Source organism: Aeromonas sp. SE22, from assembly GCF_038739755.1.
Lineage (GTDB): Bacteria > Pseudomonadota > Gammaproteobacteria > Enterobacterales > Aeromonadaceae > Aeromonas > Aeromonas jandaei.
In genome coordinates this window covers 157,431-172,513 of the sequence record NZ_JBCGFD010000003.1, presented here as the reverse complement: position 1 = coordinate 172,513, position 15,083 = coordinate 157,431, and the positions used below count along the sequence as shown (strand labels likewise).

General features: G+C 51.4%; 20 protein-coding genes. 18 read left to right on the top strand and 2 right to left on the bottom strand.

Annotation, left to right across the window (positions count from 1 at the left end; all coding sequences use genetic code 11):
- Window positions 1–324 precede the first annotated feature (324 nt).
- Entirely contained in the window at window positions 325–1,749 is a 1,425-nt protein-coding gene (locus AAHA39_RS07775; protein WP_320656877.1) for a hypothetical protein, read from the bottom strand.
- A 449-nt stretch (window positions 1,750–2,198) separates the two neighbouring features.
- Here AAHA39_RS07775 and AAHA39_RS07770 point away from each other — a divergent pair, with 449 nt between their 5' ends.
- From AAHA39_RS07770 to mcrC, 4 genes are all read left to right on the top strand, one after another.
- Window positions 2,199–2,402, top strand: a complete 204-nt coding sequence (locus AAHA39_RS07770) for a helix-turn-helix transcriptional regulator (protein ID WP_136501422.1) — start codon at window positions 2,199–2,201, stop codon at window positions 2,400–2,402.
- A gap of 363 nt (window positions 2,403–2,765) precedes the next feature.
- Window positions 2,766–3,731, top strand: coding sequence for a YagK/YfjJ domain-containing protein (locus AAHA39_RS07765; protein ID WP_320656876.1), 966 nt, complete (start codon window positions 2,766–2,768; stop codon window positions 3,729–3,731).
- 454 nt (window positions 3,732–4,185) lie between these two features.
- Window positions 4,186–6,393 (top strand): McrB family protein, encoded by a 2,208-nt coding sequence (locus AAHA39_RS07760; RefSeq protein ID WP_160882119.1) that lies wholly within the window; start codon window positions 4,186–4,188, stop codon window positions 6,391–6,393.
- A gap of 2 nt (window positions 6,394–6,395) precedes the next feature.
- Window positions 6,396–7,571, top strand: a complete 1,176-nt coding sequence (gene mcrC / locus AAHA39_RS07755) for a 5-methylcytosine-specific restriction endonuclease system specificity protein McrC (protein WP_320656875.1) — start codon at window positions 6,396–6,398, stop codon at window positions 7,569–7,571.
- Between the two features lie 192 nt (window positions 7,572–7,763).
- Here the strand turns inward: mcrC and AAHA39_RS07750 are convergent, their stop codons facing one another.
- A complete protein-coding gene (locus tag AAHA39_RS07750; RefSeq protein WP_320656874.1) occupies window positions 7,764–8,108 on the bottom strand; it encodes a helix-turn-helix domain-containing protein in 345 nt (114 codons plus the stop codon).
- A 270-nt stretch (window positions 8,109–8,378) separates the two neighbouring features.
- On the opposite strand from AAHA39_RS07750, the gene AAHA39_RS07745 reads away from it, so the two are divergent.
- From AAHA39_RS07745 to AAHA39_RS07680, 14 genes are all read left to right on the top strand, one after another.
- Entirely contained in the window at window positions 8,379–8,744 is a 366-nt protein-coding gene (locus AAHA39_RS07745; RefSeq protein WP_320656873.1) for a hypothetical protein, read from the top strand.
- 17 nt (window positions 8,745–8,761) lie between these two features.
- Window positions 8,762–9,448, top strand: a complete 687-nt coding sequence (locus AAHA39_RS07740) for a hypothetical protein (RefSeq protein ID WP_320656872.1) — start codon at window positions 8,762–8,764, stop codon at window positions 9,446–9,448.
- Window positions 9,449–9,532: 84 nt separating this feature from the next.
- Window positions 9,533–10,096: a lecithin retinol acyltransferase family protein gene (locus tag AAHA39_RS07735; RefSeq protein ID WP_320656871.1), complete on the top strand. Its 564-nt coding sequence runs from the start codon at window positions 9,533–9,535 to the stop codon at window positions 10,094–10,096.
- Between the two features lie 35 nt (window positions 10,097–10,131).
- The gene (locus tag AAHA39_RS07730) at window positions 10,132–10,557 is read left to right on the top strand and encodes a DUF2787 family protein (protein WP_320656901.1); all 426 of its coding nucleotides are present in this window, start codon (window positions 10,132–10,134) and stop codon (window positions 10,555–10,557) included.
- 10 nt (window positions 10,558–10,567) lie between these two features.
- Window positions 10,568–10,996: a hypothetical protein gene (locus AAHA39_RS07725; protein WP_320656870.1), complete on the top strand. Its 429-nt coding sequence runs from the start codon at window positions 10,568–10,570 to the stop codon at window positions 10,994–10,996.
- On the top strand, window positions 10,971–11,282 hold the full coding sequence (locus AAHA39_RS07720) for a hypothetical protein (RefSeq protein ID WP_320656900.1): 312 nt from the start codon (window positions 10,971–10,973) through the stop codon (window positions 11,280–11,282). Before AAHA39_RS07725 ends, AAHA39_RS07720 begins: the two co-directional genes overlap by 26 nt.
- 65 nt (window positions 11,283–11,347) lie before the next feature.
- Complete coding sequence (gene radC, locus AAHA39_RS07715; RefSeq protein ID WP_265763432.1) at window positions 11,348–11,845, top strand: RadC family protein; 498 nt, start codon at window positions 11,348–11,350, stop codon at window positions 11,843–11,845.
- Complete coding sequence (locus AAHA39_RS07710; protein WP_290041077.1) at window positions 11,842–12,033, top strand: hypothetical protein; 192 nt, start codon at window positions 11,842–11,844, stop codon at window positions 12,031–12,033. Before radC ends, AAHA39_RS07710 begins: the two co-directional genes overlap by 4 nt.
- Before the next feature lie 85 nt (window positions 12,034–12,118).
- Complete coding sequence (locus tag AAHA39_RS07705; protein WP_320656869.1) at window positions 12,119–12,625, top strand: hypothetical protein; 507 nt, start codon at window positions 12,119–12,121, stop codon at window positions 12,623–12,625.
- Window positions 12,625–12,840, top strand: a complete 216-nt coding sequence (locus AAHA39_RS07700) for a hypothetical protein (RefSeq protein ID WP_320656868.1) — start codon at window positions 12,625–12,627, stop codon at window positions 12,838–12,840. The genes AAHA39_RS07705 and AAHA39_RS07700 overlap by 1 nt, the downstream gene beginning before the upstream one ends.
- A complete protein-coding gene (locus AAHA39_RS07695) occupies window positions 12,837–13,199 on the top strand; it encodes a hypothetical protein (RefSeq protein WP_320656867.1) in 363 nt (120 codons plus the stop codon). The genes AAHA39_RS07700 and AAHA39_RS07695 overlap by 4 nt, the downstream gene beginning before the upstream one ends.
- A gap of 78 nt (window positions 13,200–13,277) precedes the next feature.
- Window positions 13,278–13,820, top strand: coding sequence for a hypothetical protein (locus tag AAHA39_RS07690; RefSeq protein ID WP_320656866.1), 543 nt, complete (start codon window positions 13,278–13,280; stop codon window positions 13,818–13,820).
- Window positions 13,821–14,262: 442 nt separating this feature from the next.
- Window positions 14,263–14,577: a hypothetical protein gene (locus AAHA39_RS07685; RefSeq protein WP_320656865.1), complete on the top strand. Its 315-nt coding sequence runs from the start codon at window positions 14,263–14,265 to the stop codon at window positions 14,575–14,577.
- A gap of 2 nt (window positions 14,578–14,579) precedes the next feature.
- Window positions 14,580–14,996, top strand: a complete 417-nt coding sequence (locus AAHA39_RS07680) for a type IV toxin-antitoxin system YeeU family antitoxin (protein WP_320656864.1) — start codon at window positions 14,580–14,582, stop codon at window positions 14,994–14,996.
- The last annotated feature ends 87 nt before the right edge of the window (window positions 14,997–15,083 follow it).

Sequence of the window (15,083 nt, the reverse complement as noted above, 5' to 3'; positions counted from 1 at the left end):
AAGCGGCCGATGGCCGCTTCCTTCTATGAGCCTGTTTAGCCTGATATGCTACGCAGCCACCTGATGGGCACATAGCTGATGCGGCGCCTTCCCTGGCCATTAGCCCTGCCTGTCAGGTGGTATGTTGCAGGTGCTCCTGATAGACCTCCTGCCACTTGGAATGCTCAGCTTTATCGCCTCTGGCCAGCCAGAAAGCACAGATATGAGCAATACTTCGCTCGAGCCATGAAAGTATAACGCCAAAAGCTGCGAATTTAGTTTTTTAGCGTGCTTGAGTAATCCATTGCTAAATTTTGTGGATTTACTTTAATCCTTAGGCTGTTGCTAAAATTTATATTTAGATCTATTCCTTACTGGCTTGCGTTGTGCTCCCTTACCAAATGAACGTGCTTTTTTACCATTTGAAAGGATTGTGTCCACATGGGCTAAAATATCCTGCCTAAATAGAGATTCTAACTCTTCATATAAAGCATGACTACTATTAACACCATCCATCAAATTAAACTCATACCGATCTCCAGGATAAGCAAAAACATCCCCTTCGCCGTCTTTTATGATAGTACTTTTCCAGAGCTGCCCGATCGTCTCTCTTATGTCAAGTTTATGCTCCCACCCTCGACCTAAAAACAAAAAAACATGCATGTAGTATCCTCTGACAGAGCAATAGTCCAACTTCCAAATATATCCATCTACATGCCTAAACAATGGATTTCTCAAGCAGTTTATGAAAAGCTTGCGCCGTCCTTCTACTAACTCTTCTAGCTTATCTTTGAAGCCTTCGGCTTGGGAAGCAATTTTCAATGGTTCCTTATCCAAGCCTTTTGTTTCAGGCTGTGTAGCTACATTACTTGACTCAATATGGATGTCATCATATTTAGCATACATATTTTCTATTTCTTGTTTGAAACCCAAGCTAAACCTGACCACATAACGAGCTTTCCCTTCCTCTTTTTCTTTTACGTAGCCAAATATGGATTTAATATTTTGCTCAACATTAAATACTCTCACCCTTACACTTTCTTTATAGCTGTTCGAGTCAAAGACAACGTTAAGAAAGCTTACCAATCCACCAATAACATCATCTGAGTAATATTCATTGAAATCAATATCACCATCAATTGACAGTCTATGAAACTTTATAGCTTTAATAAAGTATGGCACTGCAGGGTGCACATTGAAACGCCTCCCAAAGTCTTCATCTGAAATAAATGCGTTAATATTTGAAGAAATTAGCTTTCTAAGTATTTTTCTAACCTCTTTCTTCTGTGCCGCACTATACACAGGCAATAAATTCTTTTGACTTGCCATTCGCTCCTTTATTAATTCGAATGCCTTACTAACACTCTTCTCATCTTCCAAATTACTTATTTCAAAAATCCGCCGACCAATCATAGGTAAATGGTAGTAACTGTATTTTCGAATAGTCCTAATATATCTAAGCAACATAAAAATTCGTTCAAAGAAATCAGCGTCACCCGAAACAATCCGACTTCTTTTCAGGTAATGGCGCCGATCCACCCCAAAAGATTTTATAAAACGAAGTCTATAGTCATCAATTTCAGATGTTTTGAGCATAAGGCCTCTACTTATCGTAGCTGCAATATGGGCATAAGTTCTATTTCTTTGAGCTGCTTTCAGTAGGGAATCGCTATACTCATAAATTGAAAACTTTTTAATTATTTCTTCTGTTTCACCCTTATCTACTCTCCTCCTTTCTTCTTTTGCTATCACATCAATTTCGTCAGTCATGAGTTTTCTCCTTTTACGTCACTAGCTGTGATGATGAATTACTTGTCTATCAAACAACCATAACTCCGCCTGAATATCACGATAAAAATGCAAAGAAGCAAACGTAGACATCTAGATGGCTCGGCTGCACACTTAGCTGTAAATCACGATACACAACCATGATCACACTTAACATGGGAAGTGACTTTGCATGGCAAAGCGAAACTCTTTTGAGTTTTCAATCATCCTTCATGGGCTATGTGCATGCTCCTACCTGTATGGCTATTACTCCGGCTATCGCTACCTATGCGCACCGAGAGGGTGACCATTCCAAACCATAGAAAGTTACCAATATGAAGGCACATACTTGTATTTGGCATCATGACCACTCAGCTCGCTGAACTACCATCTTTTTTTTAACTGGCTCGCTCTTCTGATGAAACAACCCACTACATCATCAGGAGTACACCATGAACAACACCATCAAAGTCCTGCGCATCAAAGACCTCACCAACAAGATTGGCATGGCCAGGTCTACTATCTATGACTGGCTTAACCCCAAGTCTCCTCGTTATGACGAGACATTTCCTAAACCTTTCAAGATAGGTCAGTCCTCTATTGGCTGGTTTGAGCACGATATTGATAGCTGGCTTATTGGTAGAAGCCAGTCTTGAATGCCCTTAGTGAGCTCCATAACTTCCAGTGTTATAAATCATGCCTTGATAGGCTAATGGATTAGGGAAATAGCCATTCCTTCTTATATATGTTTTTTGGTATTTTCGTAGGTGAGGCAGGCATATCACATTTAGGTATATTTATTATTTAATATCACTTCTATTCAATACTATTCCTACGCTATGTACAGCCACCCATATACACCCAATAACCATTACCACTATCGCGTACCATTACATCACTCCCATGTGGTGGTCATGCTACCACCAACATAGTTAGCCAATACCACTCCATCAATCGCCCCTATATACGCGTGTGTCTATCACACAGCGTAGGGTTACTCCTGCCTAAGCGAGGCCTTCATGTTTAACTCAGTCAGACTATTAGATATCCTATCCATAACAGACCTGTTCCAAAATACAACGCTCCCTATTGTCAGGGCTGTTGATTCAGCCCTAGGTAAGTCACGCATCACTTGCATTGACCGTAGGCTATCAACCAAACTCTTTAATGTATTGGATACTGTGTGTCATTATTTTTATTGTCATGAGGAGGTATCGTCAGCGCATCCAACGGTAGCGCTATTCCTAACGCATATGCGAGAGGTTTATGGATTGCACCTCATCCATGAGAGATCTCTCGATAGTGATGTCGGTGACGAATTAGCCAGGGATATCAATAACGCTCTGTATGCGTTTCTAAGAGAGCTCAAGAGTAAGGCGCACCGTAAGCGCCTCAATAACCTCAAACGCGCTGAGAACCGCAATCAGCTCAGTATAGCGACTTATGTTAATAGCCTATTCGACCAGCATGCCAAGCTATTAGTCATCCGATTGGATATCGGCTATCACGAAGACTACTACGACCAGCTCACGTTAGACCTCGTGACGAATGACCTACGTTGTTACCTTCGTCGAATACAGAATAAATATCCTGCATTGATGGGGTATATCTGGAAACTGGAGTACGGTGTTGATAGACATTTTCATACCCACATTACGTTCATTTTTAATGGGGCTGTACACCAACGAGATATCTCGCTGAGTAGAGCGCTGGGGGATCTGTGGGAGGATATGACCGACAATAACGGGACCTATTTCAACTGCCAGGTCAGGCGGGAGGAATATCAGAGATGGGGTACTGATGGGATTGGGATGGTGCACTACAGCGATACAGTCAAGCGTATACACCTGATTAATGCGCTGAGTTATCTGACCAAGCTGGATACGCAGATATTGGCGGGATTGCCAGCCGGTCGTCGGACCTTCGGGCGTATGGAGATCAGCCGCACTCCCTCTCGCAGGGGCAGACCACGGAGTGCTGACTAATCATCTGATCATGCCAAAGCGGTTCACATACCTCCAGTTGATTTCTGAGCTCAGTGAGCCGTCAGCGTAAGTCCCAACACAACTGCAATGCTGATAAGTCTAAAGGAACCTATGGTATTGCAATGGTGAAATACGATGAGCCGGAGGAGGAGATGAGACAGACCTAGGCTTCGCAGCGAAAACTTGGAGTGGTATCGTAAGGCTCCCCACAAGGGGCCTGATCATGACAGCATGAACAAAACCTAATTATTACCACCAGCGACTTCAACTTTAAGAGCCATCGGGGTGGCGACTCAGTCCGACAAGGCCCTCATCGCCCTAATGAAACGGTAATAGCATGTGAAACTGCTGAGGTAACACGGCTTCGGCTGCTGCATCCATAGCTCCACATCGGATCCTTTCGAGATCGATGAGGGTGATTGGAAACTAGGAAAATAATAATGGAGACCTGGATATGAATTCTAAACCTGAAGGCGCCGGGGCTAGAGCCTGTTGGTTTGTTGGTGCTTCATACGGCGGCACTGATGATCAAACCCTCCGTTTTCTGCAGGGAGGTATTTGGGAAAATGGGTATCAGGACAAATACCTCGACGCAGTGAAGTCCATCCAGGTGGGGGACCGTATTGCGATAAAGTCCTCCTATACGCGGAAGCACGATCTTCCCTTTGATAACCGAGACCAAACCGTTTCCGTTATGGCTATCAAAGCTATTGGCACGGTAAGAGAGAATCGTGGTGACGGCCGCACCTTGACGGTTGACTGGAAACCTTTCGACCCTCCGCGTGAGTGGTATTTCTACACCAATAGAAGCACGGTCTGGCGGGTCTTGCCTGGCGACTGGACCACAGACGCTTTGATCGGATTCACATTCGAGGAAAAGGCACAAGACATCAACCGGTTCCGCAACGCCCCTTACTGGCGAGAACGTTTCGGTGACAGCACCGTCGACAAACGCCGCTTTAGCTGGACCCACTTTTACGAGGCGATAGCCGACAAACTAGTTACCTTTCGGAATAGGCGAGATGAGCTGATTGCCGGAATCCACGTTATTGCCTCTAAAGTGAATAGTCTTTCAAACCTGCAGGACCAATTCGCGGATGGTTCCTCTGGCCCCATTAAGGACATCTGCCCATTTACGGCCATGGGCATATTTAACCGTGGGATCACCGATGCAAATCGCAAAGCTATTGCGAGCGAGCTTGCCAGTCTGCTTGGAGTGTCTGAGCCTGTTCCAGACTCCTTTGAAGGGATACCCATTCTCAACAATCAGAAGTCATGGTTTTTCGGGTTCGACAACAAGCGCCAACCAGATGATATTGACACCCTCTGGGAAGTCTTTGCCCAGGCAATCGCTTTTGCGGAATCGGATGATGTAGAGACTCGGTCGGCATTTGTCTCAGCCTACGACAACGCGACGCAGCGCTATGGGGTGGGGTGGAACCTTACCATGGGGTTGTACTGGATTCGTCCCTGGAATTTTCCAACCCTTGATGGCCAGTCCCAGCGTTACATCAACAAGAAACTCAACATTCAGATTGATATGAACGGTCCTAAGGGACGCTGTAATGCTACTGATTATCTGGCAATGCTGGACACCCTTGAGGCTCGCTTCCAAGAGGATGCGTATCCTGTTCACTCATTTCCGGAGTTGTCACTTGCCGCTTGGCTTTTCAAGGATAGTGCGACATCTGCCCACCCTAATGCCACAGACCCTGATGTGCAGGATGACGAAGGGGATGCCACATCCGAGGTAGAGGTAACGGCTGCACCCATTGAACCTTACTCCGTCGATGACATTATTACGGATGGATGTTTTATTGCGCGGGAAAAACTAGAAAAGATTCTCGAGCGTCTTCGGACCAAGAAAAACTTGATCCTCCAAGGGCCACCTGGCACAGGAAAGACCTGGCTGGCCAAGCGATTGGCTTTCGCTTTGATGGGGCAACGCGACGATAGCAAAGTCCGTGCTGTGCAGTTTCATCCAAATTTATCTTACGAGGATTTTATTCGGGGTTGGCGGCCGGTGGGGGACGGTAAACTCACGCTTGTGGATGGACCTTTTGTAGAGATGATGAAGGCGGCCTCGAAAGCTCCAACGTTGAGGCATGTTGTAGTCATTGAAGAGATTAATCGCGGGAATCCAGCACAGATTTTCGGTGAGATGCTTACGCTCCTTGAGGCGGATAAAAGAACCCCGAATGAGGCCCTTGAGCTTTCCTACAAACGGTCAGATGGCGAACGTGTTTTTATCCCAGACAACCTCTATGTCATCGGTACGATGAATATTGCTGACCGTTCCCTTGCGTTGGTCGATCTGGCGTTGCGTCGCCGCTTTGCCTTCATTGAGCTTGAGCCCATGTTCGGCAAGCTCTGGCGCGATTGGGTTCAATCTCACTGCGGTATTGATTCAGAAATTCTTGTCGAAATCGAGAAACGTCTCATTGCCCTCAATAACGAAATTTCAGCCGACATTAGCCTCGGGTCTCAGTTCAGGGTGGGACACAGTTATGTCACACCACCGTTTGGTATTCCGATCAGTGATGCCCGGGAATGGTTCCGCCAGGTGGTCGATACGGAGATCGGTCCGTTGCTCAATGAATACTGGTTCGATTCGCTCGAAAAGTCCCAGAAGGCTAGAGCGTGTTTGTTGGAAGGATTCTGATCGTGACACCTGAAGTGGCCAATTTGATGTCAGACGCCGAGGAAGAGATTGGCCGTATCGGTAGCATCCCGGTGCGTAATCTTTGGCTGCTGATGCTGTATGCATCTGATTTATTTAGAGATATAGAAAAGGCGAAGGTCGCCGTAGAGGATAACCCTGATGACATCCCAGACCTAGTTGCAGAAATTCTGTGCCGTCGCGTCGAGCGTCGTATTCGGCGCAACTTGAGTTATGGCTATCAATCCCGTGAGGCTGTTCTTGGCCGCGTGCGTGGGCGTATTGACCAACTGAACACAGAAAGGCGTCGATTACTTGATCGCGGAAAGGTTGCTTGCCGATTCGATGAGTTGACCATCGATACAACCCGAAACTGCTTTGTACGGGCAGCTCTGGAAGAAATATCCAAAGTCGTTCGCCGTAGGTCGTTGGCACACCGATGCAGATCGTTGGCAGCAAGCTTGAAACGCATGGGGGTAATTGGAAAACGTCCCAATCGTAGCGAGGTATCCATGGATCGCTTCGGGAGGCTCGACGCAGATGATAAGCCGATGTTGGCTGCGGCTCATCTGGCTTTCAATATTGCCCTTCCTACAGAGGCCACTGGCGCAAAACAATTATCGTTGCCGGATAGAGACATTACTTGGATTCGGAAGCTTTACGAGAAAGGGATCGCCGGATTCTATGATGTCGTGCTTTCCAAGAGCGGGTGGCGCGTCGATGCGGGCAAAACAATGAGCTGGCAGATTGAAAGAAAGACTCTCGGCATAGACAAGATCCTTCCCTCGATGCGAACCGACATCATCCTAGACCACTCGGATGCGGGACGCCGTATCGTCATTGACACGAAGTTCAACTCCGTTGTGAAACGTGGCTGGTATCGGGAAGAAACACTTCGCAGCGGATATCTCTATCAGATTTACGCCTACTTGAGGTCTCAGGAAGGTAAAGGTGACCCTCTAGCCGAAAACGCCTCTGGGTTGCTCCTTCATCCCTCGGTTGGCTATATGGTATACGAGGCTGTCGTGATCCAGAACCATGAGATTCGATTTGCCACCGTAGATCTGGGCTCGTCGGCTAGAGAAATCCGAGAGCAGCTTTTGCAGGTTTTGGCATTTCCTCCAGAATACTATTCCACGGAAAGTCACCTTGAAAATAAAACTGGGAAGGACTCCTTATGAGTATCTGACAACCATGAGGCAATATGGGTGATCAGTTAGAGGTCCCAGTTATCGCGCAGCCAGTACGACTGAAAACAATTTCGGATAGATATCATCAGGAGACATCAAGCACAGATCGCACTAAATCCACTTGAGAGCACCATTGTTGCCTCCCAAGTTATCAGGTCTGTCATCGGTACACACTACGAGCCATTAAGGTGCCAGTCGTGCCACCAGCTTATCAACCACCTCCATCACCAGCTCTCTGTCGGCTGCATCGAGCTTGGCTAACTGTTGGCTGAGCACAATGCCTTGTTCGATGGGGCGGTTGCTGGTCTCACGCAGAAAGTCTGCAAGCTCACACTCAAACAGCTGAGCCAGCTCAGCGAGCCGCACGACCGTCGGCACTACGAGACCTCGCTCCATTCGAGAGACGGCTTCCATACCTATCTTTAAGTGCTCTGCCACTTGCTCCTGAGTCAGCCCCGCCTGCTGGCGTTGGCGTCCAATCGCTTTGCCCACGCTCTTGGCCAACTCTTCAGAGTTGATGCTTGTCATACGTCCTCCAGTCAACCCTGATAGTTGACTATGGACTTTTATTGACATTAAGGACCCTTTGCGATGAGTATCGCCTTATTAGATCTAATCCGGTGAAATAGTCACCCCAACATCGAAAGGAGTTCGACACGACCTAACCTCAATCCATCCCCTTGGTGGCATTTGGCTATCAGCCTGCACCACCATTAACCCATTACGTTTACACCCGTTAGTCCGACAGGCTCGCCTCGTCGGTCAGGCATCCCTTTGCCATTTTATTAAGGAGAGATCATGAATCGCACACTGCTTTATCCCTTACTGCTGGCCTCTGGCCTATCACTGAGTGCCTGCAATGCAGAGTCTGCCGATGGCCCAGAATTCAATCTAGACGTGGAGTACACCGCTATTGGACGGCCTCAGATCGTCGTCACCTCGCTCAACGATCAAGTCACTATTCAGAAAGTGCTGATCAATGGCGGCAAGAGTAAATGCCGGGTGATGCTGCGCAATGATATCGGTGGTCAGCTTGGGGGGACCCATTTCCCACTCAAGCTCAATTACACCGAAAGCTGGCGACTGGTCATGACCGAACCGTGCCGATTGAGAGAGGTCACCCTCTTCACCAATCTGGGCAATGCCTCTTACACCATTGAATAAGTCGTCTGGAGAGTGACATGACAGAAAGAATCAAACTGGCACTGTGGTGCACATGGTTATCGCTGTTTGCCTTACCGGCCTGGGCGGCGCCTGAATTCACGGTGCCAACAGTCACTAAGCGGGTACCGGCCAACGTTGAAGGCACCCTCAATTTCGCCAGCATGCAGTTTTGGATAGAGACCTCGAAAGGGGAACGCATCATGCTGATGCCGCAGGATGAAGATGAGCCAAGGCTCATACCCAGTGTCAGCCAGCCGGTTGCCCTGAACGGTTTTATGCTCACCTATTCAGATGGCAGTCGTTACTTCGAGCCCTCCTTTGCACCTGCGTCAGCTGCATCAAGTACCACGTCATTTACCATCGTGAAAAATGGTGATGACAACATCGAGATCCGGCATGGGGGTGAAGTGCTGCTGCGCACCGATGAATATGACGCCATCAAACTCACGCACCGTTTGCCGCTGGCCAACGGGCAGGCGGTCTTGTTTGAGCTGCACAGTGGCGGAGTGGCATGCCCGGTGCTCTACCAGTTAGCTATTGCTCAAGCGGGGGCGCTGACCATGCTTTCACAACCCTTTGGTACCTGCAGCGATGAAGGCAAGCTGACCCCCGCCCCCAACGGTTTCACCCTCGACCTGCCCGGCAATCCCAGCGAGCGCTGGGTATGGGATGCCAGCAGCTTGACGCTGCGAAAGCAGTCCTGACCACAAGTCTCCACACATTCACCACCATCAGGGCACCTTCGGGTGCCCTCTTTTTTATGTCGAATTTTATTTAAGGAACGGTTCATGCCATTACCACAATCAGGGGACCACCTTGTTTCCCCCCGCACCGGTTACCAGCACCACGGTCTCTATCTGGGGGACCATCTGGTCATCCATTACCAAGGGGTCAGTGCCGGAATACATTCCGGTCAGATAGCTATCACCACGCTTGCCGAGTTTAGCCAAGGGCGGGGCTATCGCATCCAGCACCATAGCGCACGCGCCTATAACCGGGAGGAGAGTATCGACCGCGCTTACTCGCGTCTTGGAGAGGCGCACTACAGCACGCTCTTTAACAACTGCGAGCACTTCGTGCTCTGGTGTATCGAGGGCTTTCACTACAGCAAGCAGATTAGCCAGCTGATTGCCACGGGGTGTATCGCACATCAGGCGCTTCGCACTGTGGCTCGGCAGCCTACCCTTGCGGCCTTGCCTGGCATGGTTACCAGCACGGCACTGAACCCATCAGCAACTACCGCTGTGACCGCCGCAGTCGGTGCGTTGCTGGGGAGCTCGGCCACCTCGCTGGCGGCGCCTTTGGCTGCAACCTACGGCCTCTACCGCGCCTGGCGCTGGTTCAGGGATTAACGGTTCTCAAATTCGATACGAAAGGACACACCATGATGACCATGCCATTTCACCTGGCAGGGATGGCCCTGCCGATTTCCCCCGAGCTGCCTGACTTGCTGCGCAGCGCCGTGCAGGAACAACCGCTCGACCTCACCCACCTATCGACCCTGACTTTTAACTTTCGCAGCCCCAACTACAGTGCCGAAACGGGTGGCGTACATCCGGTAGAGCTGCGGCTTATTCGGGGACTACACGGCTGGGTATTCGATTACATCACCGACTTCAGTTATCAGGGAGTGGGCCAGGATGCCGAGCTCTGCAAGGAGCTCGACTTCAACCTCTCCTGCGACGAGCATTACCTACAAGGCTGGGGGCCACTGCCCGGCGTGGAAGCGCGGGAACTGTTCGCCCTGTGGCAGAGCAATTTCATGAGCTACGCCCAGTTGGGGTATTTCTCCGTTACGGTCAGTGGGGATTAGGAGGTGTGTGATGACTAACGGACTGCCGCTCTCTCACTATTCACGCCAGTGGCTTGGACTGGTCGCGGCTAAAGCTAAGCTGCTGCCGATTCGCCAGGGCGAGCGCTGGTTGCTGCACCTGACGCCTTGTAGCAAACATGCACGCACCGTCACGCTACATCTGCGCTGGTCTGGCGTGCAGTGGCAACTGCTCTCCCTCACCAATGCCGAGGATTGGCGCACCATGAGTCAGCATGTCGATGAAATCTGCGTGAACCCCACTCGTAGCTGTTTCTGGCGCTGCCAAGCAGGACCTGTCCCGCTCTCTGAGCAGCCCCGCGTGCTGGGGAGCTTTTTGAGCGACCTGCAGCGTAGCTGCATTCATCACGGCTATTGCGTGGAGAGTGACCCCTTACCCCAAGAGGAGGCACATGATGCCCAAACAACCGATCGCCGTTGAGCTTGGAGCGATTAATCGGGATGGCGAGACGCAGGTGGTACGTGACAGTGGCCTACCCGTGCAGGGCTACAGTGTCTACCTGCGAGCAGTGGAAGCCAGCGGTCTTGCCTTGGCCACCTGGGTGGCAGACTACGACACAATCGGCCCTGCCTATGAACTGGGAGAACGGCTGAGTTTGGCACTCGCTATCCCGTTCAACGTACTGGTCCCCGGACCACTGATACCGGTGCAGAGAGAAGCCATAGCTGTAGCAGGAAACCCAGCAGACCACTCCACGGCAAACTGAACACCACCACAGTTTCACCCCGACATGCTCCATGCGCGCCGGGGTTTTGTTTATTTGGAGACCCCATGCGTTACCACAAACTCAAAGCCGGGGAATGCCCCGGCACGTATGTCGTCACCGAGCCGGTGACAGAGCAAGACCTGCTGCGTATTGCCAACCAAATTGCCCGCAAGCGCCTAGCCAAAGGCACCGCTATTACCAGTACTACAGAGGCCACCGAGCGACTGCAAACCCTGTTGCAGGATCGGGAGCATGAAGTGTTTGGCGCACTTTTCCTCGACTCCCAACATCGCGTACTGGCTTTTGAGGAGCTGTTTCGTGGCACCTTGGACAGTGCCAGCATCTACCCACGGGAAGTGGTCAAGCGGGCCTTGCTGCTTAACAGCGGGGCCATTATCGCGGTCCACAATCACCCCAGTGGTGACCCGGAACCCAGCTACTCTGACCGGGTCTTTACCCAAGCCCTCAAAGAGGCCTTGGCGCTGGTGGATGTCCGGTTGCTTGACCATCTGGTGGTCGGTGCTGAGGGCGTGGTATCCCTGAAAGGGAGAGGCCAGCTATGAACCAGACTCCAGGCAAAACCCACCTCACCACCCTCGATATCCTCCTCGAGCTGCGCGGCTGGCTGGCAGATAACGTCCAGATGCAGGCAGATCCCGCCATCGTGGCCTACCTGCCTAACGGCTACCAGCTCACCCAGGCTGACTGCATCGAGGTCATTGATGTGCTGCTACATCAGCTGCGCGATTAGCCAATCCGGATCATCAGGTCCAACACCATCACTCACAAGGCCACCTCACCAAAAGTGGCCTTTTGCATTTCAAGGAGCTATTTCCATGTCTGCCTTCATGATTGATCGCAAGGACTACCTGGCCTTTGCCGTGCAGTTGCACCGCTTTTGCAATGCCCCCATGCCACCGCACTACACCCTTGAGTTGCTGCGCACCCTCTGGTGGAACTCACCAATGGATGTCACCAGTACCTGGACGTGGCGGGTAGACCGGTTAGTGCGACTGATGATGCTCGCCAACCGGCGGGCAGTCTGGCATCGCTATCAGTTAGGACGCCATCAAGAGCAGAAGGAACCACGCCAGCACTGCTCGACCAAGCTGGGACAGATTAAACCTGCCCACCGTTACCACCAGGCACCACTCACCGATAGCGAGCTGGTGGCGCTGTACAAATTCACCTGCTGCGCCCTGTACCAATCGAGTGAATGGAGCGGGAGCCCTGAGCGGGCTCCCCGGCTGGTGAAGGTGATTCAGCAGTTGCAACAGGCTCTCGCGCAAGACGTGCTGACCCGGTTGTCACTGTGGGAGCAAGCCCCCTGGGGGGAGATGTGATGAACCTTTCCATCACTCTGACAGTGACAAGCTCACCATCGAGCTCAACCGCCCAGATAGCACAACGTATCTCTGATGACATGGCACACCTGCATCACCGTCTCGGGGATGGGGTCAGCGATGAACTGGGCATCAGCATCAGTTACCTCGTTGAACAGTTTGCGCTGCTGGCAACGGCTTACCGAGCACCTGAAGAAATGGAGAAACATCAATGATTGAGTTCAACGACAGCTTTAGCCAGGCCGCCGTAGCGGAGGCCATGTGTGCCCATCCAGCACTCGCCAAGCTCATCAATCAGCAGTTGATGCTGCCGGGCTTTGCCTATGCCCACGATGTAGAGGGGCGGCGTATTGGTGACCCGCTGGTGGCCCCCAACCCGGTGTTGCACAAGACCACGCTCTTTGTCAGTCCACGGGATATGCGTGAGCACCTGCCACATGAGATTAACTTCGCCCGCTTTCGCTGCGCCTGTAATGCAGCGGGTCAGCCGGTCGGTGAGTGGCAACGGGTAATTGTCGGGGCCTACGTCAACCACGGTAGTGATGACAAGCCGGATTGGAGTAGTCACACCTGAGCCACGACCACCAGCACACACAAAACCCCATACAGCCCCTCACTCCGAGGGGCTGTTTGCATTTTAAGGAACCCAACCATGCACGACCTACGTGATTACAAGACCCTGACCGCTCGGCAGATCACCACTACCATCGGTCAGCTGAACCACAACACCGCGCCGAAGATAATGACCCACCTGGGATTGCGGGCTAGGCAGCCGCAACCACTCGGTAATGGCCGTAGTAGAGCCAAAGCCCTCAAGCTGCTGCGCAGAGTAAAGAAGGCTCACAAAGCAGGGCGTATCCCGTTCGAGCTCACTGTGACAGGTTGCCGCATCGACCGAGGCAGCCATCAAGCGGACCGTTACTACTACGACCGCACGCTGCTGGCCCAGGGCTGGCAGCAATACGATACCGAGGAAGACGCCTGGTATTTCGGCATCTGGATTAACACAGAGAAGCTGGAGACCTTTACCTACGCCGAGGGGGATACCAGTCATGTGATTGCGCCAAACGTCGAGGCGTTTCGTGCCGAGCTGGCGTGGCTCTACCAGTACCACCCACAAGCCCCGGCGTTTATCAGCATCGACCCAGAGGCGGGCGTTGTGACACGCCACTTTGAAGCCAAACCGGAGGTGTGACATGACGAAGAACATCTCCATCAAGGTGCCCGGCAAACATCCGCAAACTGGCGAGCTCACCACCTTTGAGCTCAAGGGCTAGCGCATCGATATCGACATCGGCGGCCAAGCAGTGCCCTTCCTAATTCACGGGAGGGGTATAGGGACGTCGCTCACCCACATCCCTAGTGGCTAACGCATTGCGCTGATCGGTGGCTGGCTCACCGCGCGTTACGCCATACCTGAAAATAAGCCCAGCAGAGCGGCCTGTGCCCAGATGGCCATAGACCGGCTGGTGGCTCAATACGGCTCGCGGCACCTGCTGGACCGACTCAATTGCAAGCCGGTTATCAACGAGGCGACTGACTGCGCTCGTTGACGCCCGACTGTCTCGCTCATCCACAAACAGCATAAAGGGCCAACCCTTCCAGGCTGGCCCTTTGCATCATTGGAGTCACCGAACATGACCCGTCTTATCACCGGACTCGAGGTGCATAGCTATGCCCCCGAGCTTAACAAATTGCATCTGCGCAACCGGCAGACGTTACCCGCTCCCGGCATCACCACCATCAAAGAGGCCAAGACCCGTCTATTTGGTCGTTGGCAGCCAGGGCATCAGGTGACCATCACCGTGAGCCATCCTGACTACGTCAATCTCTCCCGGCTCTACCGAGGGCGACTGACAAACCTGACAGACCTCCCAGAGCACCTGACCAGACTACGCCAGCGCCACAACGTACCCGGCACCTGTATAGACATTCAACTGAGGTATCGCTAATCATGACCACAACCCATTCCGAAGTACCTACCGCAGAGACGGAACACTCTGTAGCTCCCCAAACCTACACGCGTGATCTCGGTATTAGCTGGGGTCTGCCACGTGATATAACACCACGCTTTGGTGCTCGTCTGATACAAAGCAGCTACCGACTCGATTTTCTATCCGATCGAGCCAGTCTAATCGGTGAGTGGAGTCAGATTCAGATAGACAAGCTCGACGAAGCTTTACCGGAGATCATCAAAGCAATGGAAACCAAACTGTTAACGGGCGATCTGGATGCCCAACACCAGCACTGCATCACTATCCAGCACGGTGGTTTCACCTGTGAAGCTGATAGCCTTGGCAGTCACGGCTATGTCTATATCGCGATTTACCCCACGATAAGCGCGGACATCACTCACTGCGCCAAGGCGTGATCGCATATCCACTGGTGGCCACACTGATACCGTGGTTATGATTCACTACTGACTAACCCAGCGTTTTCCCCTTCACTAAATACCTCT